The sequence below is a fragment of the Xanthomonas boreopolis genome (assembly GCF_046529185.1).
GTDB classification, from domain to species: domain Bacteria; phylum Pseudomonadota; class Gammaproteobacteria; order Xanthomonadales; family Xanthomonadaceae; genus Pseudomonas_S; species Pseudomonas_S boreopolis.
Window position 1 is genome coordinate 595,198 of the sequence record NZ_CP097162.1, and the last position, 17,058, is coordinate 612,255.

At 70.7% G+C, this 17,058-nt stretch carries 19 protein-coding genes; 11 read left to right on the forward strand and 8 right to left on the reverse strand.

The features are described 5' to 3' along the window. The first annotated feature begins 101 nt into the window (after nt 1-101). The 3 genes from M3M27_RS02675 (at nt 102) to M3M27_RS02685 (ending at nt 2,211) form a co-directional block, all read left to right on the forward strand. A complete protein-coding gene (locus M3M27_RS02675; protein ID WP_140725836.1) occupies nt 102-371 on the forward strand; it encodes a hypothetical protein in 270 nt (89 codons plus the stop codon). Then, nucleotides 368-1,558 carry a low temperature requirement protein A gene (locus M3M27_RS02680; RefSeq protein WP_434027068.1) on the forward strand — a complete coding sequence of 397 codons (1,191 nt, stop codon included), beginning with the start codon at nt 368-370 and terminating at the stop codon, nt 1,556-1,558. The genes M3M27_RS02675 and M3M27_RS02680 overlap by 4 nt, the downstream gene beginning before the upstream one ends. Before the next feature lie 194 nt (nt 1,559-1,752). Continuing rightward, on the forward strand, nt 1,753-2,211 hold the full coding sequence (locus M3M27_RS02685) for an RcnB family protein (protein ID WP_434027069.1): 459 nt from the start codon (nt 1,753-1,755) through the stop codon (nt 2,209-2,211). Between the two features lie 50 nt (nt 2,212-2,261). Here the strand turns inward: M3M27_RS02685 and M3M27_RS02690 are convergent, their stop codons facing one another. The 4 genes from M3M27_RS02690 to M3M27_RS02705 form a co-directional block, all read right to left on the reverse strand. Then, nucleotides 2,262-2,768, reverse strand: coding sequence for a Fur family transcriptional regulator (locus M3M27_RS02690; protein WP_434027070.1), 507 nt, complete (start codon nt 2,766-2,768; stop codon nt 2,262-2,264). Between the two features lie 28 nt (nt 2,769-2,796). Further along, entirely contained in the window at nt 2,797-3,546 is a 750-nt protein-coding gene (locus M3M27_RS02695) for a class I SAM-dependent methyltransferase (RefSeq protein ID WP_434027071.1), read from the reverse strand. Nucleotides 3,547-3,557: 11 nt separating this feature from the next. Next, on the reverse strand, nt 3,558-5,663 hold the full coding sequence (locus M3M27_RS02700; RefSeq protein ID WP_434027072.1) for a TonB-dependent receptor domain-containing protein: 2,106 nt from the start codon (nt 5,661-5,663) through the stop codon (nt 3,558-3,560). Nucleotides 5,664-5,937: 274 nt separating this feature from the next. Then, entirely contained in the window at nt 5,938-6,429 is a 492-nt protein-coding gene (locus tag M3M27_RS02705) for a GntR family transcriptional regulator (RefSeq protein WP_434027073.1), read from the reverse strand. Between the two features lie 452 nt (nt 6,430-6,881). On the opposite strand from M3M27_RS02705, the gene M3M27_RS02710 reads away from it, so the two are divergent. The 4 genes from M3M27_RS02710 to map all read left to right on the forward strand — a co-directional run bounded on the left by M3M27_RS02710 (nt 6,882) and on the right by map (nt 9,059). Then, entirely contained in the window at nt 6,882-7,442 is a 561-nt protein-coding gene (locus M3M27_RS02710; RefSeq protein ID WP_434027074.1) for a peroxiredoxin, read from the forward strand. A gap of 216 nt (nt 7,443-7,658) precedes the next feature. After that, nucleotides 7,659-7,874, forward strand: a complete 216-nt coding sequence (locus M3M27_RS02715) for a hypothetical protein (RefSeq protein WP_140725854.1) — start codon at nt 7,659-7,661, stop codon at nt 7,872-7,874. Beyond that, nucleotides 7,862-8,155 carry a hypothetical protein gene (locus tag M3M27_RS02720; RefSeq protein WP_140725857.1) on the forward strand — a complete coding sequence of 98 codons (294 nt, stop codon included), beginning with the start codon at nt 7,862-7,864 and terminating at the stop codon, nt 8,153-8,155. Before M3M27_RS02715 ends, M3M27_RS02720 begins: the two co-directional genes overlap by 13 nt. A 157-nt stretch (nt 8,156-8,312) precedes the next feature. Continuing rightward, entirely contained in the window at nt 8,313-9,059 is a 747-nt protein-coding gene (gene map / locus M3M27_RS02725) for a type I methionyl aminopeptidase (RefSeq protein ID WP_434027075.1), read from the forward strand. Nucleotides 9,060-9,202: 143 nt separating this feature from the next. Here the strand turns inward: map and M3M27_RS02730 are convergent, their stop codons facing one another. Continuing rightward, nucleotides 9,203-10,375, reverse strand: a complete 1,173-nt coding sequence (locus M3M27_RS02730) for a hypothetical protein (protein WP_434027076.1) — start codon at nt 10,373-10,375, stop codon at nt 9,203-9,205. 318 nt (nt 10,376-10,693) lie between these two features. Then, complete coding sequence (locus M3M27_RS02735) at nt 10,694-12,538, reverse strand: chloride channel protein (RefSeq protein ID WP_434027077.1); 1,845 nt, start codon at nt 12,536-12,538, stop codon at nt 10,694-10,696. A 356-nt stretch (nt 12,539-12,894) separates the two neighbouring features. On the opposite strand from M3M27_RS02735, the gene M3M27_RS02740 reads away from it, so the two are divergent. The 3 genes from M3M27_RS02740 to M3M27_RS02750 all read left to right on the forward strand — a co-directional run bounded on the left by M3M27_RS02740 (nt 12,895) and on the right by M3M27_RS02750 (nt 14,806). After that, the gene (locus M3M27_RS02740) at nt 12,895-13,650 is read left to right on the forward strand and encodes a helix-turn-helix transcriptional regulator (protein ID WP_434027078.1); all 756 of its coding nucleotides are present in this window, start codon (nt 12,895-12,897) and stop codon (nt 13,648-13,650) included. A gap of 76 nt (nt 13,651-13,726) precedes the next feature. After that, complete coding sequence (locus M3M27_RS02745; protein WP_434027079.1) at nt 13,727-14,368, forward strand: glutathione S-transferase family protein; 642 nt, start codon at nt 13,727-13,729, stop codon at nt 14,366-14,368. A gap of 96 nt (nt 14,369-14,464) precedes the next feature. Further along, on the forward strand, nt 14,465-14,806 hold the full coding sequence (locus M3M27_RS02750; protein WP_434027080.1) for a hypothetical protein: 342 nt from the start codon (nt 14,465-14,467) through the stop codon (nt 14,804-14,806). Nucleotides 14,807-14,819: 13 nt separating this feature from the next. Here M3M27_RS02750 and M3M27_RS02755 read toward each other — a convergent pair whose 3' ends face one another. Together M3M27_RS02755 and M3M27_RS02760 are read right to left on the reverse strand one after the other, a co-directional pair. Further along, nucleotides 14,820-15,461, reverse strand: a complete 642-nt coding sequence (locus M3M27_RS02755; RefSeq protein ID WP_140725879.1) for a YiiX/YebB-like N1pC/P60 family cysteine hydrolase — start codon at nt 15,459-15,461, stop codon at nt 14,820-14,822. 124 nt (nt 15,462-15,585) lie between these two features. After that, nucleotides 15,586-16,326: a 3-oxoacyl-ACP reductase family protein gene (locus M3M27_RS02760; protein ID WP_434027081.1), complete on the reverse strand. Its 741-nt coding sequence runs from the start codon at nt 16,324-16,326 to the stop codon at nt 15,586-15,588. A 99-nt stretch (nt 16,327-16,425) separates the two neighbouring features. Between M3M27_RS02760 and M3M27_RS02765 the strand changes: the two genes are divergently transcribed. Then, the gene (locus M3M27_RS02765) at nt 16,426-17,040 is read left to right on the forward strand and encodes a TetR/AcrR family transcriptional regulator (RefSeq protein WP_434027082.1); all 615 of its coding nucleotides are present in this window, start codon (nt 16,426-16,428) and stop codon (nt 17,038-17,040) included. Nucleotides 17,041-17,058 lie beyond the last annotated feature (18 nt).

Consider the following 17,058-nt stretch of genomic DNA (forward strand, 5'->3'; position numbering starts at 1 on the left):
CGCCGTCCGTTCAGCGGGCCACTTCTTCCAGCCCGCCAAAACGCCGTCCCGGACGGATTTTCGTAGGATAGGGTCGCTGCCAATCACGGGGGGAGGACGACATGCACATGCTGCTGGTGATCCTCGGCGGGCTGGTCCTGCTGGGCGTGTTCGGGCTGTTCGGCTGGCTTTGGGGCGGCAATGCCGCCGGGGTGGCGGTGGCGGCCAAGGCCTTCGTGCCGGTGTGGCTGGTGCTTGCCGTCGCCAACCTGTGGGTGGGCGTCCACCATGCCGGTTACAGCGTCCGCGAAGAGCTTCCGATCCTGGTGGTCGTCTTCCTGGTGCCGGCCGCGGTCGCCGCCGTGGTCGTCTGGAGCCTGTCGCGCGCATGAGCGGCTCCACGTCCGGATCGCCGTCCGCCGGCCACCATCCGCTGCTGCGCCGCCGCGATGGCCACCATGCCCGGGTCGGTTACGAAGAGCTTTTCTTCGACCTGGTCTACGTCTTCGCCGTCACCCAGCTCAGCCACCAGCTGCTGCACCACCTGAGCCCGGCGGGCGTCCTGGAGGCGCTCGTCCTGTGGTTCGCGGTATGGCTCGGCTGGCAGTACACCTGCTGGGTCACCAACTGGTTCGATCCGGAAACCCCGCGCATCCGCGGCCTGCTGTTCGCCACCATGCTGCTGGGGCTGGCGATGGCCGCCAGCATCCCCCAGGCCTTCGGCGACCGGGGCCTGGTATTCGCCGGCTGCTATGCCGCGATGCAGGTGGGGCGCACGGCGTTCATCGTGCTGCAGCTGCCGTCCTCCCATCCGCTGTCGCCGAACTACCGGCGCATGCTCGGCTGGGTGTCCATCTCGGCCGTGTTCTGGATCGCCGGCGGGCTGGCCGAGCACGGCATGCGGATCGCGTTGTGGGGCATCGCGGTGCTGTGCGAATACGTCTCGCCCATGTTCGGTTTCGCGTTGCCGGGGCTGGGGCGGTCGCGGACGCGCGAATGGACCATCGAGGGCGGCCATCTGGCCGAACGCTGCCAGTTGTTCGTGATCGTCGCGCTGGGCGAGACCTTGCTCGCCAGCGGCGCGGTGCTGGCGGACGCACCGGCCTGGGACGGCGGGATCGTGCTCGCGCTGCTGGCGACCTTCGTCGGCACGCTTGCGCTGTGGTGGTTGTACTTCGGTACGTCCAGCAAGGACGCGACCGCCGCCATCGTCCACTCCGACGACCCCGGGCGCATGGGCGCGTACTTCCACTACATCCACGCCATCCTGGTGGCGGGCGTGATCGCCTCGGCGGTCGGCAACGACGTGGTGATGGCGCATCCGTACGGCCGCCCGGACCTCGCGCAGGTCGCGGTGCTGATCGCCGGCCCGGCGATCTACCTGCTCGGCAGCGCCGTGTACAAGAAGGTCGTGTACGGCACGGTGCCGCGATCGCACGTGGTCGGCGCCGTGGCGTTGCTGGCGTCGGCGCCGCTCGCCCCGGCGACCAACCTGCTGGTCATGGGTTGGCTGACGCTCGCCATCATGCTGGCGGTGGCCGCGTGGGAGCTGCGCGTGCGTCGCGGCCGGCCGGCGTGAGCCGCCGGCCGGGCGTGTCGGCGCTCCGGGCCACGGCAATCACTACTCCGCGATGGCTTCGTCGCCCGACTGGTTGCCGATGGGCCGTGGAGGTGCGGGTGCCCGTGGCGGCGCGGATTCCGGGACGGGGGACGCTTTCCGGTCCGTTCATGCCGGCGACGGTAGGGTGCGCGTGACCTGGACGGAGACCTGCAATGAAGCTTCTTTCGATAGCCGGCGCGTTGACGCTCGCCTTCTCCGGTGCCGCCGGCGCCGACGAGCGTTGGCAGGATGGCCGCGAAGCGGACAAGGAGCGCGCGGAGGCCTGGCGCGAGTACGAGAAGGACCGCCGCGAGGCGATGCGCGAGTCGGAGAAGGATCGGCGCGAGGCCGAGCGGGAATACTGGAAGGACTGTCGCGAGGCCGAACGCGAGTACGAGAAGGATCGCCGGGAAGCGATGAAGGCGCGGGCCAAGGCCGAGCGGCGCTGGGTGCGCGGCGAGCATATCCCGCGCGAGTACCTGGTGGAGCGCTACTACGTCCGCGATTACCGTGCGTACGACCTGGCGCCGCCGCCGCCCGGCTATACCTGGGTGCGCCCGGATCCCCGCGACGACGAGTACTACATGGTCCAACTCGCCACCGGCGTGATCGCGCAGATCCTGGGGCAATAGCTCCCGGCCGTATGCTCGGAGGGCCGTGCGCTTCGATGGCGGGCGCGTGGCTATCCGGCGCCGTCCGGATGCCGCTCGCGACAACGCCGGCAGGTGCCGGCCACTTCCAGCGCGTGCGTGGCCGGGGTGAATCCGGCGATGTGCGCGCCGGCGATCAGCTCGCTGCGCAACGCCGGGCCTTCCAGCGTCGCCACGCCGGCGCATCGCTCGCAGACGAGGAAGGTGCAGCTCCAGGCCGGGCCCGGCGAGCACAGCATGAAGGCATTGATGGTGTTGAGCTTCACCGCCCAGCCTTGGGCCTGCAGGAACTCCAGGGCGCGATAGACGGCGGCGGGGCCGGCCTTGGGATGCGACCGGCGGATGCTGTCGAGCAGGGCGTAGGCCTTCAGCGGCTCGTCGGCTTCGGCCAGCAACCGGAGCACGCGCAGGCGCGATGCGGTGAGCTTGAGCCCGCGCCGCTGGCAGTGTTGCTGGACGGCCAGGATCCGCTGTTGCGCGCGCGCCGAGGGCGCGCGGCTTTCCAGGTGCGGGCTGGGTTGGGGCAGGGCGTGGATCATGCGTGCATGGGCCGCGGCCGTCCAAGGCTCAGGTGGGTTCGGCCACGACCACGTAGTCGTGCCCGTGCCGCAATCCGCCAAGCCGTTGCGACAGGGCCAGCGCACGCGCCTGCAAATCGGCCACGTGGCGCAGCAGCTCCACCGCCAGGCGGCGGTCGGCCAGCTTGCCGGTGGCTTGGCTGCACATCGCCAGCTGGCTGTGGATGAAGCGCGGGCCGTAGGTGATCGGAACCAACTCGGCATCGACCACGCGGAAGCCGGCCGCTTCCAGGCTGCGCAGCGTCCAGTCCAGCGGGTACTCGCGGTACGGGCTGTCGGCGGACAGCAGCAGGCAGGCATCGCGCAGGCGGCCGATCTCGTTGATCGTCCGCCCGGCGTCGTCGTCCGGCCGGCCGTGGATGTACGGTTGCAGGCCGATCACGTACAGCCGCGTGGCCACCAGCGGGCGCAGGCGCGCGAATAGCCGGTCCTGCCAGTACGGCGCGAAGCCCTCGATGGCACCCAGCAGGTAGTCGGCCAGCACCACGTCGAAGCGCTCGCCGGCCAGCAACGCCGGGTCCATCCAGTTGCCCACGAGCAGCGCGTCCTGTTCGCGCGGCGGCCGCTCCATCGCCTGCCGGGTCTTTTCCAGCATCTGCGGGGCGCCGGTCACCGCGGTCCAGCGGTCGCAATCCAATGCCTGCAGCCAGCGCATGGAGGCCGGCCCGGTGCCGGCATCCAGCACCGAGCCCCACGGCCGGTGGCCGTGGAGCCGGGCGACGCGTTCGTACAAGGTCACCGGGCGCTGCCTCAGAACGCGTAGCTGAAGCCGACGGTCACGTTGCGGCCGGGCAGTGGGACGGTGCTGGCCAGGAACGAGGCGTGGTTCCACACCTGCTCGTCGAGCAGGTTGCTGCCGCGCACGAACACCCGGCTGTTGCCGTACGGCAGGCGGTAGGACACGGCCAGGTTGAGCATGTCGTAGGCCGGCGATTCCACTTCGTAGTCGGCGATGTGGGTCTGGCGGTTGACCCGGTACAGCTCCAGTTCGCCCTCGAACGCGCCCATGGCCAGGTTGGCGCGGCCGCCGAAGCGCGCCGCCGGGATGCGCGGCACGTCGCCGCCGCCGTGGGCGAAGCGCGCGCGGGTGCGGTCGCCGAACACGGTGACCGACAGGTGGTCGTTGAGCTGCAGGCCCAGTTCGGCCTCGATGCCGCGGAATTCGGCGTCGGCCTGGGTGTACTTGATCAGCCGGAAGGCTTCGTACTGGTCCAGCGTGCGCGCGTAGATGTAGTCGTCCACGTCGTTGGCGAATGCGCCCAGGCTGAACGTCACCGGGCCTTCGGTCTTGCGCAGCATCAGCTCGGCGTTCCTGGAGGTCTCCTTGGCATAGCCGGCGTCGTTGGCCGCGCCGCCGCAGGTCAGCGCGCTCGGCAACAGGCCGCATTCGTAGGTGTTGGTGGCCATGTGGATGCCGCGGGCGTAAAGCTCCTGCGCGTGCGGCAGGCGCTGCGAGCGCGACAGCGAGAAGGTCAGCGACAGGTCCGGGCGGAACGACCAGATCGCCGCGCCGGAGAACGAGCTGGCGGTATCGTCGAACTTGGGCCGGTTGCGCGCGTCGTTGAGCGGCTGGTGCACCAGCCATTCGTGGCGGCCGCCCAGTTCGAAGTGCCATCGGTCGTTCAGTTCGAAGTGCTCGACCAGGAACACGCCGGTGGAGCGGGTGTCCACGGTGGGCAGGAACGCTTCCACGCCGGTGGCGCTGAAGGTGGTGTCGGCGTGCTGCACGCCGAACACGCCGGTCCAGCGGCCGATCGGCACGTGTTCCAGCTCCACGCGGCTGTCGTAGCCCTTGTTGCGGAAGGTGGTGGTGACCTCTTCGCCGTCCACCTCGTCGTGGCTGTAGTCGGTATGGTTGGCACGGAAGCGGATGCGGCCGATGCCCGGGAACGGATCGGCATATTCGCCGCGCAGGTCGATGCGCTTGCTGGTCAGGTTGATCGCCGCCACGTGCTCGTGGTCATGGTCGTGTTCGTGCGAGTGGTCGTGGCCCTCTTCGGCGGCATGGTCGTGCGAGCCGCAGTGCAGCGCGCTGCCGTGCGGGTGGCAGCCTTCGTACTCGTGGCTGTGGCCGGGCAGCCCGTAATGGTCGTCGCGGTAGGAGTAGGCCAGGCCGACGTAGCCCTTGTCGGTGACCCAGCTGGCGCCGACGCTGCCGTTCTTCGAGCGGCTGAAGGTGGCGTCCACGCGCGATTCGTCCAGGTCCGGGACACGGTAGTCGTCCGCGTCCTTGTACGAGCCTTCGGCATGCAGCACGAGGTGGTCGCCGAGCTGGCCGGTGATGGCACCGGCGGCCACGCGCTCGTCGGCCACCGAGTTGCCCCGCAGCAGCAGGCGTCCCCCCAGGCCGTTGTCTGGAAGGCGGCCGGGGATCTTGTTATCCAGCACGTTGACCACGCCGCCGATGGCACCGCCGCCGTACAGCAGGGTGGCCGGACCGCGCAGCACTTCGATGCGCTCGCCCAGCAGCGGGTCCACGGTGACGGCGTGGTCGGGCGAGATGTCCGAGGCATCGAGCACGGCCGAGCTGTCGGAGAGCACCTTCACCCGCGGCGCGGTCTGGCCGCGGATCATCGGGCGGCCCGCGCCGGCGCCGAAGGTGTCGGCCCGCACGCCGGGCAGGCCGTCGAGCACTTCGCCCAGGGTACCGCCGCCCTGCTCGATCTTCTCGGCACCGATCACGCTGACCGGCGAGGCGATCTTGTTGGCAGCCTCCTGCATGCCAGTGACCTGGATCGTGTCCAGCGTGGCCGGCGGGGGCGTGGCGGTTTCGGCGTGCGCGCGCTGCGCGATCAGGCCGGTGGCGAGCAGCGCGACGGCGATGCTGGCGGAGAGGGAGGTACGGGAAGTCGTCATGCGGTTTCCATGGCTATCAGTGACGCCGGCAGCGGCGAGAGAGGGGCCGACGACGGGCGGCCTGCCGGCCTATTCCGTCGGGTATAAAATGTTATAACATTGCAATACGTGGGATGCCAAGGCATTTGCTGCAACATCGCGGCGCGGAGCCGCTGGCGCCCGGGTGCCGGCGTGGCTGGCAAAAAAAGACAGGCCGGGAGGCAACGCGTGTGCAGCGGCCATGGGTTCCGGCGATCCGCCGGCGGCGAACCGCGGGCCGGCGGGAGCGGTTGATCTACTGCAGGCGCTCGCAGCGATCGACCAGCGTGGCCACGATGCGCGGCACCAGCTGCTTGCGGCGTTCGTGGTAGTCGCGCAGGGCGGATTTCAGGGCGGGCATGTCGCGCTGCCGCCAATACCGGTTCAGTTCCGAGATTTCCTCGTGCGCATGGCCGATCAGGTCCTGCTTGGCGCGGCGTACCGGCGCCAGCTTGTCGTTGGCCTGCTTGACCGCCTGGTGCAACGAGCGGTGCGCCGTGGCGCGGGCGATCGCGTCGAACAGCTTCCACGTCAACTTGGCCACGTCGTGCTCCGCCGGCGCCGGCTCCAACCTCCCGGCCTCCGTGCTGGGCGCGACGCCGATGTCGCAGGCCATCAGCAGCAGGCGCTGCATCCAGTCGTAAAGGTCGCGCAACGCGACCTCGCCGAGCAGCGGCACGTGCAATCCGCCGCGCGCATGGTCGGAGACCAGGCCTTCGCCGACCAGGCGATACAACGCGAACCGCACGGGCGTGGCGCTGGTGTCGAACTCGCGGCCAGCCTGGCCGGGTCGATCCGCTGTCCGGGCGCGTAGCGTCCCGATTGCAATGCGCGCCTGAGCTGCCCGTACAGGAATGCACTCTTGGAGTGGATCGCGTTCATCGCCGAACTCCTCCCTGTCGTGACAGCCTCCTGAGCCGGATGGTAAGGGAACTGTCACATGGGCGGTGGCGACGGAGTTCGCAGTTGGGGACGATGCTGGCGGCGCGCGCCGGCAGGCCGTGCGAAGGGCGCGGCACGCAGCGGAATGCGTATTCATCGCCGCATGCGAGAAGAACCCACGCCCAGGCTTGGCACCTATGGGCGCCAAGTCCGCCGCGATGGGCTTACGATTCGCCTCGGCAAGCTCCGCGCCCGCCGGATGCACCCAGCCTCATCGCCTCGTCCACGACCGCATCGCCTCCATCGAAGGAATCTCGCATGAAGACCATCAAGCATTTCGCCCGGCGCCTGGCCATCGCGCTGGTGGCCGGCCTCGCGCTGCCCGTCATGACCGCTTCCGCGGCGCTGCCGCGGGGCGCGACCGCGCCGGAGTTCAGCCTGCAGGCGGCGCTGGCCGGCAAGCCGACCACGTTCGACCTCAAGCAGGCGCTCAAGCGCGGGCCGGTGGTGCTGTACTTCTTCCCGGCCGCCTTCACTGCGGGCTGCACGATCGAGGCGCACCGCTTCGCCGAGGCGACGCCGGAGTTCGAGAAGCTGGGCGCGACCGTCGTGGGCGTCACGGCCGGCAACCTGGACCGCGTGGAGGAATTCTCCAGCGCCGAGTGCCGGGACAAGTTCGCCGTCGCCGCCGATCCGGGCGCGAAGGTGGCGGCGAAGTTCGACGCGACCATGCAGGCCGACGGCAAGACCTTGTCCAACCGCACCTCGTTCGTCATCGCGCCGGACGGCAAGATCCTGCTCAGCTACACGGACCGCAATCCGGAGAAGCACGTGCAGATGACGATGGACGCGGTGAAGGCGTACAAGGCCGGCAAGTAGGGCCGGGATCGAATGCGAGAACGTTGGCGGAAGGCCATGTACCGGCCTTCTTCCGCGATGCCACGGTCCGGTCCGTTCCTGGAGGCGAAACAGGACGAGAGCCATGTGTTCCTGTGCGCCCCGCCGGCTGGATGCGCACCAGTAGCCCATCCGGCGGGTCGCAGCCGGGGATGACATCGCATTGACGTATGCTCGGGACTCACCTGGAGCATCGTCATGTCTTTCCAGATCAGCATCTACGACAGAAACGGGCATGGCCTGCGCCTTCCTCATGGCTGGTGGATCGACCTGGATCGCGTGCTGCCCGCCTTGGTCAACGATGCGATGCGCATCGATCTCCCCGCGTCTTCGCTGACCGAGCACCCCAGGCTGGACCCGGAAATCCTCGAGGCCCTCCATCGCCGCATCGAAGGTGCGCAATGGCTAAGGTAGCTCGCTTGCCGCCGCCGGGCGTTCGCTGGCTGACGTTCCGCCTGCACAACGGCCAGTCCATCGGTCCTGCGAAATTGCAGGCGGTCTGGTCGGACGCCGCCGAGACGAACGATTGTTCGGTCCGCAGGGAACATGTGGAAGGCGCGGGCTATGTTTATGCGCTTTATGCGCCAAGCGGGTTGCGCCTGCCGCGGCGCGCGGAGCTGCGGATGAGGGCGCTCCTCGAAAGCGCGGGCTACGTCTTCACGATGGCGGCGTTGGCAGGCCGGGCGCCCGATTGAGCGCCGCTTCCGTCCTTGGGACGGCGATGGGAACGCAGGATCGATGGCCCGGCGCCGCCGGGAGCGAGGCGAGCGAGCTGGGTCGTGCCGCTCCACCATCCGCGCGGGCCGTCGCCGCCGTAGTGATAACCTGCGCCTCTCGCACCAGGGCTCCGCCATGACCATCGAATCCCCATCCGACCTCGAGGGCCTGCAGCGCATCGGCCGCCTCGTCGCGCAGGTGCGCGAGGCGATGCTGGCGGCGGCCGTGCCCGGCATGACCACCGCGGAGCTGGATGCGATCGGCGAACGCATGCTGGCCGAGGCCGGGGCGCGGTCGGCACCGCGCCTGGCCTACGGGTTCCCGGGCGCCACCTGCATCAGCGTCAACGAGGAGGCCGCGCACGGCGTCCCGGGCGCGCGCGTGCTGCGCGCCGGCGACGTGCTGAACGTGGACGTCTCCGCGGAACTGGATGGCTACTACGCCGACACCGGCGGCACGCGCGTGCTGCCGCCCGCCTCGGCGCGCGACACCCGCCTGTGCCATGCCACGCGCGCGGCCCTGGCCAGCGCCCTGCAGGTGGCGCGCGCCGGCCAGCCGATCAACCGCATCGGTGCGGCGATCGAGGCGACCGCACGCCGGTTCGGCTTCCGCGTGATCGAGAACCTGGGCAGCCATGGCGTGGGCCGCGCGCTGCACGAGCAGCCCGACCATATCGCCGGCTACTACGACCCGGCCGATACGCGCGTGCTGCACGAAGGCCTGGTCATCACCATCGAGCCGTTCCTCTCCACGCGGAGCCGGATGGTGGAGGAAGCCGGGGATGGCTGGACGCTGGTGGGCACGAAGGGGAACCGCTCGGCCCAGTACGAGCACACGCTGGTGATCACCCGCGGCGAGCCGATCGTGCTGACGCTGCACTGAGCCGTCGCAGGCAAGCGCGACGACGCTGCGATCGAACGAGCGGTGGCTGCATGCGGCGATACGCCGCATGCAGTGCCCTGGCGCATGTCGCCCGATAGGCCGGCCTCAACGCATGCCGGGCGTCGTGCTGCTCTGCGCCTCGATCAATCCCCTGCGATCCCGCGCTTCTCCGCCGCGGCGGCAACCTCGCCGACGAGGTGGCATGCGGGCGTGTGAGGCCCGAGATCGATGCTCCGGAAGAAGCAGGCGGTGAGCGCGTCGTCGCGGAAGTAGGCTTCCAGCGCGTGTTCGCTGCCATGGCGGAACAAGCCGGCCAACAGGGTGAAGTTGGTGCGGTGCCGCGATTGCTGCTCCAGCAGGAAGCCAGGATCGCTGCCCAGGCTGGTGTCGCCCCAGAACTCGCTGCTGAGGATGGACTTGGACGTGGCGAAATCCCTGGGGTTCACGCCTGCGAGGAAGAGCGTGGGGTGCGTCGCCAATGCCTGGTCGAGGGCGTCGTGCAGGTGGCCTGCGCCGATGGCGGGCGCGAATGCGGCGATGCCGATCGTGCGGATCCTGGGATTGGCGAGGGCGCGGTTCTGGTCGGTCGTAGCGGGCTTGACGATGCCCGGGTCGTAGAGCGGGTCGGCCAGCGCCGCCAGCGCGACCGCGGCACCGCGGGAGTGCGTCACGAAGCGGAGGTCGACGTCGTGCCGGATGCTGTTGAGCAAGGGACGCAGGCCGTACTGCCCCGCAAGGTTGGAATAGGTCAGCGCATCGGGCCAGAAGCTGGCATAGCCGGCCTTGTCCAGGGCTTTGTCGCTGCGCAGTGCGAGGCCGTCCCAGAAAACCTCCAGGTAGGCGGTCCTGGCCGCGTCGCGGACGATCCGCTTGCGGATGGCTTCGTAGGCGGTGCGTGCCTCGCCGTAGTCGTTGTTGAAGCCGTGGATGAGCACGACCAGCATGTCGGTGCCGCGCAGGGCCTGGTCGAGGGCTTGTTCCGCATCGCGTTGCGCCTGTCCGCGCACGCCGGCGTAGGGCTTGTGCCCCTCGCGATCGCGCAGGTCCTTCAGGCGCAGCGGCCCGCCGAACCTCGATTGGAAGCGGCTGGGCTTGAACGCGGACCAGTCGATCGCGGACGTGTCGCGTGGATAGATGTCGCCATCCTGGTCGTAGGCGACCCTGACGGTGCGCGCCGGCGCATCGGCGTAGGCCGCATCGGGTTTGACGTGCCGGCCCGCGCAGGCGGCCAGCACGGGAAGCGACGCGAGGAAAGCCAGGTTTCTTGCAGCTTCAAGCAGGCGCGCGGACGCACCCGTCGTGCGGATGGCATGCATGTCGGATCCCCTGTCCAGTGATTGGATGTCGCCAGGCGGTAGGCGCCGATGGGCGACAGGCGAACGATGAGCCGGGCGTGCGCGCTGCGCAAGCGCGGGGAAAAACGACAGGGAACGCGCTACCTGGTTCCGCCCGATGACCTCCTCGCCCGCAGGGCGGGTAGATCAGGGCTGCTGCCGGGCGACCCGCCGCTCTATCAGGTTGCGCGCTATCGGGCTGGGGATCGTCACGCCGTGCCACCGCATCTCGCTGACCCGGAGCGTCGCCGTCGCCGTGGCCAGCACCTTGCCGGCAGGATCGAGCAGGCGCCGCACGGATCAGGCGGTCGGCCTGGCGCCCGCGCCCAGGTGCCGGTCGGCATGGCGGGCCTGGCGCAGCCGCCGCGCATGGGCGGCGAGCAGGTCGCCGCGGGTGAGGATGCCGACCATCGCGTGCGGCGCGTTGCGGGCGACGACGACGAGCCGGCCCACGTCGGCCTCCACCATGTGGTCGGCGGCCTCGCGCAGCGAATGGTCCTCGCGCACGGCCAGCAGGGGGCGGCGCAGCATCGCGCCGATGCGGGTGTCCGCGTCCCACTGCGGATCGAGCAGGTCGCGGCGGGTGACGACGCCGAGCGCATGGCCGGCATCGTCCACCACCGGGAAGCCCTGGTGCTTGAACGCGGCCTGGCCCGAGCCGAGCCGGCTGCGCACGTCCTGCAGGCGCTCGTCGTGGCGCAGGACCACCACGTCGCGGCTGCAGGCTTCGCCGGCGGCGATCTGGTCCAGGTAGTCGGCCGCGTACTCGCTGGGCACGCGCACGCCGCGGCGGGCGATCTTCTCGGTCATGATGGTGTGGCGCATCGCCAGGCCGGAGACCAGGTAGTCGGCCGCGCAGGCGCCGAGCAGCGGCAGCAGCGCGTGCGGTTGCTGGGTGGTCTCGAAGGCGAACATCACCGAGGTGAGGAAGGCGCGCGAGGCGCCGGCGAACAGCGCCGCCATGCACACCAGCGCGGCCATGTGCGGGTCGACGTGCAGCCACGGCGCCCAGGCCGCCAGGCCAGCGCCGAGCACGCCGCCGAGCGCGCTGCCGATGGTGAACAGCGGGGCCAGGGTGCCGCCGGAGGTGCCGCTGCCGAGCGCGATCGACCACGACAGCAGCTTGGCCACGCACAGCGCCAGCAGCGTGGCCACGCCGATCCGGCCGGCGATCGCGCCGGCGATGTTGTCGTAGCCCACGCCGAGCGTGAGCGGCATGAACCAGCCGACCAGGCCGACCACCAGGCCGCCGATCGCCGGCCACCACATCCAGTGGACCGGCAGTTTCTCGAAGCCGTCCTCGATCGCGTAGGCGAGCTTGGTGATGCCCACGCCGGCGATGCCGGCGACCAGGCCGAGCATGAGATAGGCGGCGAGCGCCGGTACGTCCGGCGCGGCCAATGCCGGCACCGCGAACATCGGCGCGCCGCCTTCCAGCGCGAGGTGCGCGCCGGCGCCGACCGCCGCCGCCAGCGCCACCGGGATCAGCGAGCGCGCGCGCCATTCGAACAGCAGCAGTTCGATCGCCAGCAGCACCGCCGCGAGCGGCGCGGCGAACACCGCCGCGGTGCCGGCCGCGGCACCGGCGGCGAGCAGCGTCTTGCGCTCGTCGGCGGTGACCCGCAGCAGTTGCCCGAACAGCGAACCGAGCGCGCCGCCGGTGGCGATGATCGGTCCTTCCGCGCCGAACGGGCCGCCGGTGCCGATCGCCACGGCCGAGGACACCGGCTTGAGCCAGATCATCCGCGGCGGGATGCGGCTCTCGTTGAGCAGCACCTGTTCCATCGCCTCGGGGATGCCGTGCCCGCGGATCGCGCGCGATCCCCAGCGCGCCATCGCGCCGACCACGAGGCCGCCGACCACCGGCACCAGGATCACCCAGGCGCCGAGGTGGTGCCCGGTCGGGCTGGCGAATTCCAGGCTCCAGCGGCCGTGGAAGGCGAGGTTGGTGACCAGGCCGGTCAGCGACGCGAGCAGGCGCGCCGCCAGCGCCACCAGCACGGCCACGGCCAGGGCCAGGCCGCAGATCCGCAACACGCGGCGATCCAGCGGCGCGAAGCGGCGCGGCATGTGCGCGGCGGCGAGCGAGGGCGCGAGCGAAGGCGCCGGCGACAGCGGCGCAGGGGGCGTCTGGGCAGGGGGCATCGGCGTGCCTTGCGCGTGAGTGGGCGTGGGAGGCGGGCAAGGTTACGCGGATGCCGCCGCAGTGGCTGGCTCGAAAATGAACGGGTGGACGGGGGCCGGGGTACCGGAGGCGGGTTGAGCGGATCGGCATATCGAGCGAGCGTTGCCGGCGTGTCCGCCGCGGACGCGGATGGCACAGTAGCGCCGTCCTGTCTTCGCCGACGCATCGCATGAGGCTCCTGCAACCCGTCGATCCGCCCCGGGGCGGCGAACGTGCTCCCGCGCGGTCGATGCCGGCGCGGCGTTCCCCGGGCGCTTCCGATGCGGGGCCGCGCGCGCTGCGGGTGCGGCCCGGCGTCGGCGCGGCCGGATGCATCGTGCAGCGCTCCGACCTGACCTCGCACCGCATCGTGGTCGACCAGGCCACGCTGATCCTGGTCGAGGACGGGTGCAAGCGCATCCGCTGGTCCGGCGGGGAATGCATCGCGCATCCCGGCGACGCGTTGTCGCTGCAGGCCGGGGAGGTGGTGGACATCGCCAACACGCCGGGCCGCAGCGGCAGCTATCGCGCCTTGTGGCTGATGTGGTCCGCGCAACGGCTCGCCGCCTCCGGTGCCGCGCGTCCCGACGCGGGCCCGCGCGTGGCGACGCACGCGGCGCTGGGGGAGTCGTTCCTCGACGCGTTCCACCGCGCGTTCGGCGCGCTGGGCGATGACCGCGTGCCGGCCGCGATCGCCATCCATCGTCTCGAGGAGGTGCTGCTCTGGCTCGGCGAGCGCGGGTTCCACTTCGCGCCGCCGCGGCCGGCATCGATCGGCCAGCAGGTACGCCGGCTGCTGGCGGCCGATCCGGCCACCGGATGGTCGGTGGACCGCGTGGCGCGCCTGCTGGCGACCAGCGCGCCGACCTTGCGCAGGCGCCTGGCGGAGGAGGGCGTCGGCTTCCGCGGCCTGGTGCAGGACGTGCGCATGTCGCATGCGCTGGCGCTGCTGCAGAACACCGACCTGCCGGTGCTGCATGTCGCGCTCGCGGTCGGCTACGACTCCGCCTCGCGGTTCTCGGCCCGGTTCCGCGCGCGTTTCGGCTACCTGCCCAGCGACGTGCGCGGCGAAGGCCGCCGGCCCCGCGCCTGATCCCCGATCCGATCCCATGCGGCCCGGCGTCCCGCGACGCGGGGCGGCGATGTCCATTCGTCCACGAGGAACACCGATGCTCAGGATCCACCATCTCGGCCGCTCGCAATCCGAGCGGATCGTCTGGCTCTGCGAGGAGCTGGCCATTCCCTACGAACTGGCGAGGTACGCGCGCGACCCGGTCACGCGCATGGCGCCGCCGGAGCTGAAGGCGGTGCATCCGCTGGGCACCGCGCCGGTCGTCGAGGTCGACGGCCTGATGCTGGCCGAGTCCGGCGCCATCGTCGACTACCTGCTGGACCGCTTCGGCGAGGGACGCCTGCGGCATGGACCCGGCCATTCCGGGTACGCCGCGTACCTGTACTGGTTCCACTTCGCCAACGGCACGCTCCAGCCGGCGATGCTGCGTGCGCTCACCGTCGGCCGCTGCGGGCTGGCCCCGGAACATCCGGTCCCGGCGGCGGTGCAAGCGCGGCTGCACGGGATCCTCGCGCACGTCGACGCGCGCCTGGCGCACAGCGACCACCTGGCAGGCGAGGACTTCACCGCGGCCGACGTCATGAGCGTGTTCCCGCTGTCCACGATGCGCCTGTTCATGCCGGTGGACTTGGGGCCCTATCCCGGCATCCGCGCCTACCTGGCGCGCATCGGCGCGCGCCCGGCCTACCGACGGGCGATGCGGAAGGGCGATCCGGACCTGGTGCCGCTGCTGGAGTGAGCCGCATCGCGACGCTCGTGCATGCCGCCGGGAATGCTGCGGACCGGACCGCTACCATGGCACGGTTCCGCCCCGATCCCCGCTCAAGGAAGAACCATGCACGGCATCCTGAAGTACGTCCTGGCACTGATCGCCACGGCCATGTGGGTGGTGGCCGCGTCCTGGGGATGGTTCCAACGGGCGTGCCATGCCGTGGAGGCCGGCGAAGCGCTGGGTTGGGCCGTGCTGAACCTCGTGCTGGGCCCGTTGGTCTACCCGCCCTTGCTCCTGCTCTGGGCGGTGGTCCTGCTCCTGCCGTTCGGCGCGTTGCGGCTGGAGGCCCGAATCGCCGCGCGCGCCGCCGGCCTGTGGCTCTGTGCGCTCGTCCTGGCGTTCCCGGCGGGATACCTGGTGGCGAAGGTGCTGGACGTGCACCAGCGTTGCGGCTTCGGGTTCTGACCGGTCCTGCCTTCTACGCGCCGGCCTGGAGGTCCAGCGGGCCGACGTATTGCAGCGCGTCCGAGCGCGCCATGTCGTTGGGATTCGTGCCGGGCTGGTCCTGCGGCACCTCCATGCCCTTGCCACGGTAGAACTCGACCCAGTACGCCGGGATCCGGCCGGTCTGCGGGTTCTTGAAGTTCATCGGCTGTAGCGCGAACACGTGGCGCGCGCGGAACGCGCGTTCGATGAAGTCCGAGCAGTAGTAGCTGTCCTCGTCCTGCACGTAGGTGAAGTTGTAGGGCTTGCCGAGCATGCGCCGCGCCTGCGCGATCGCATCGGGGATGGCGTCGCGGTAGGCAGGTTCGAGCCGGTAGACGTGCACCTGCCGGTGCTTGGCCCGGGCCTCGCCGAGGAATTCGTCCAACGGCTGCTCGCGGGAGCCTTGCTCGTCGGCATGCAGCACCACGGCGACGGCATCGCGGTGCGCGACCAGGGCGACGTGGTCGAAGCTGGGCGATCCGGCCTTGGCGGTGGACTCGTCGATGGCGCCGCTCAGCCCGGTGCTGCCGGCGGTGACGAACAGCAGGTCGCCATCGTCCAGCCGCAATGCCCAGGCCGACGGGGCGAACGCGGTGGTGGTCAGCAGGGAGATCAGCAGCAGGAATGCGCGCATCGACGTCATGGGGGCGGGACGGAGCGGGACATTATCGCCGGTGGGCCCGCCGCCTGGCGGAAGCGGGCGGCGACCCGCCGTCCCCGCCTGCACGGGGACGGCCGATGCGCGGCGGCGAAGCGGATCAGGCGTTGATGCCGCCGTCGAGCGCGTAGGAGGCGCCGTTGGCGTAGCGGCCTTCCTCGCTGGCGAGCCAGGCCACCAGGCCGGCGATGTTGCTGCCCTCGCCATAGCGCGGGATCGGCATCTGCGCGCGCAGGACATCCGCGCGCGGGCCGTCTGCCGGGTTCATGTCGGTATCGGTCGGGCCCGGATGCACCAGGTTGACGGTGATGCCGCGCGCGCCGAGGTCGCGCGCCAGCCCGCGGGTGAGCCCGTCCAGCGCGGACTTGCTGGCCGCGTACACCGCGATGCCCGGGCGGCCGGCGCGGGCGGCGAGGCAGCTGCCGATGTTGACGATGCGGCCGCTTTCGCGCATGTGCGGCAGCACCGCCTGGGTCGCGACGAACACCGCGCGCAGGTTGACCGCCATGGTGCGGTCGAAATCCTCCAGCGCGAACCCGGCGACGTCGCCGGCGACCAGGACCCCGGCGTTGTTGACCAGGATGTCGATGCGGCCGAGGTCGGCGGCGGCGCGGTCGATGGCGGAGCGCAACGCCGCGGCATCGGCGCTGTCGGCCCGGTAGGCGCGGCCGCGGCGCCCGAGCTTCTCGATCCCGGCGACCACTTCGGCGGCCTTGGCTTCCGAGCTCGCATAGGTGATCGCCACGTCGGCGCCTTTCTGCGCCAGCCGCAGCGCGATCGCCGCACCGATGCCGCGGGATGCGCCGGTGACCAGCGCGGTCTTGCCTGTGAGTGTATCCATGGGCCTATTTATGTATTGATCGATATATAATTAAGGCAGGCTTGACCGCGGCCGTCAACCGCCTTATGTAGCAATCGGTAAATAAAGCAGGAGCTTCCCATGGCCGGACGCGGCCGCCCGCGCCAATTCGATCGCGACCAGGCATTGCACAGGGCGATGGACCTGTTCCGCGAGCGCGGCTACGACGCGGCCTCGCTGGGCGAGCTGACCCAGGCCATGGGCATCAATCCCCCCAGCCTGTATGCCGCCTTCGGCTGCAAGGAGGCGCTGTTCCGCGAGGCGGTCGACCTCTACCTGGCCACGGTGGGCGTGCATACCGTGCGCGCCCTGCAGGAGCCCGCCACCGCCCGCGAGGCCATCGACGCGATGCTGCGCGACAACGTCCGGGCCTTCACCGCGACCCAGCCGGCGAAAGGCTGCCTGGTCGTCCTCGGCGCCCCGCACCGCACCGCCGAGAACGGCGCGGTGTTCGACGAACTGTCCGCGCTCCGCGAACGCATGCAGAAGCGGATCCGCGACCGCCTCAAGCGCGGCATCGCCGAAGGCGACGTGCCGGCCGGCGCCGACGTGGCCGCGGTCGCCGCCTACTACGCCACGGTCCTGAACGGCCTGTCGCTGCAGGTACGCGACGGCGCCCCGCGCAAGCGCCTGATGTCGGTGGTGGATTGCGCGATGGCGAGTTGGGATTGCCTGGTGGGGCAAGGCCGGGCCTAGCCGGCGTCGATCGCGGCC

Bases quoted from the DNA above. Each gene is read 5' to 3' on its own strand.
- M3M27_RS02675 (WP_140725836.1), top strand. From the start codon at position 102: ATGCACATGCTGCTGGTGATCCTCGGCGGGCTGGTCCTGCTGGGCGTG.
- M3M27_RS02680 (WP_434027068.1), top strand. From the start codon at position 368: ATGAGCGGCTCCACGTCCGGATCGCCGTCCGCCGGCCACCATCCGCTG.
- M3M27_RS02685 (WP_434027069.1), top strand. From the start codon at position 1,753: ATGAAGCTTCTTTCGATAGCCGGCGCGTTGACGCTCGCCTTCTCCGGT.
- M3M27_RS02690 (WP_434027070.1), bottom strand. From the start codon at position 2,768: ATGATCCACGCCCTGCCCCAACCCAGCCCGCACCTGGAAAGCCGCGCG.
- M3M27_RS02700 (WP_434027072.1), bottom strand. From the start codon at position 5,663: ATGACGACTTCCCGTACCTCCCTCTCCGCCAGCATCGCCGTCGCGCTG.
- M3M27_RS02710 (WP_434027074.1), top strand. From the start codon at position 6,882: ATGAAGACCATCAAGCATTTCGCCCGGCGCCTGGCCATCGCGCTGGTG.
- M3M27_RS02715 (WP_140725854.1), top strand. From the start codon at position 7,659: ATGTCTTTCCAGATCAGCATCTACGACAGAAACGGGCATGGCCTGCGC.
- M3M27_RS02720 (WP_140725857.1), top strand. From the start codon at position 7,862: ATGGCTAAGGTAGCTCGCTTGCCGCCGCCGGGCGTTCGCTGGCTGACG.
- map (WP_434027075.1), top strand. From the start codon at position 8,313: ATGACCATCGAATCCCCATCCGACCTCGAGGGCCTGCAGCGCATCGGC.
- M3M27_RS02730 (WP_434027076.1), bottom strand. From the start codon at position 10,375: ATGCATGCCATCCGCACGACGGGTGCGTCCGCGCGCCTGCTTGAAGCT.
- M3M27_RS02735 (WP_434027077.1), bottom strand. From the start codon at position 12,538: ATGCCCCCTGCCCAGACGCCCCCTGCGCCGCTGTCGCCGGCGCCTTCG.
- M3M27_RS02745 (WP_434027079.1), top strand. From the start codon at position 13,727: ATGCTCAGGATCCACCATCTCGGCCGCTCGCAATCCGAGCGGATCGTC.
- M3M27_RS02750 (WP_434027080.1), top strand. From the start codon at position 14,465: ATGCACGGCATCCTGAAGTACGTCCTGGCACTGATCGCCACGGCCATG.
- M3M27_RS02755 (WP_140725879.1), bottom strand. From the start codon at position 15,461: ATGCGCGCATTCCTGCTGCTGATCTCCCTGCTGACCACCACCGCGTTC.
- M3M27_RS02760 (WP_434027081.1), bottom strand. From the start codon at position 16,326: ATGGATACACTCACAGGCAAGACCGCGCTGGTCACCGGCGCATCCCGC.
- M3M27_RS02765 (WP_434027082.1), top strand. From the start codon at position 16,426: ATGGCCGGACGCGGCCGCCCGCGCCAATTCGATCGCGACCAGGCATTG.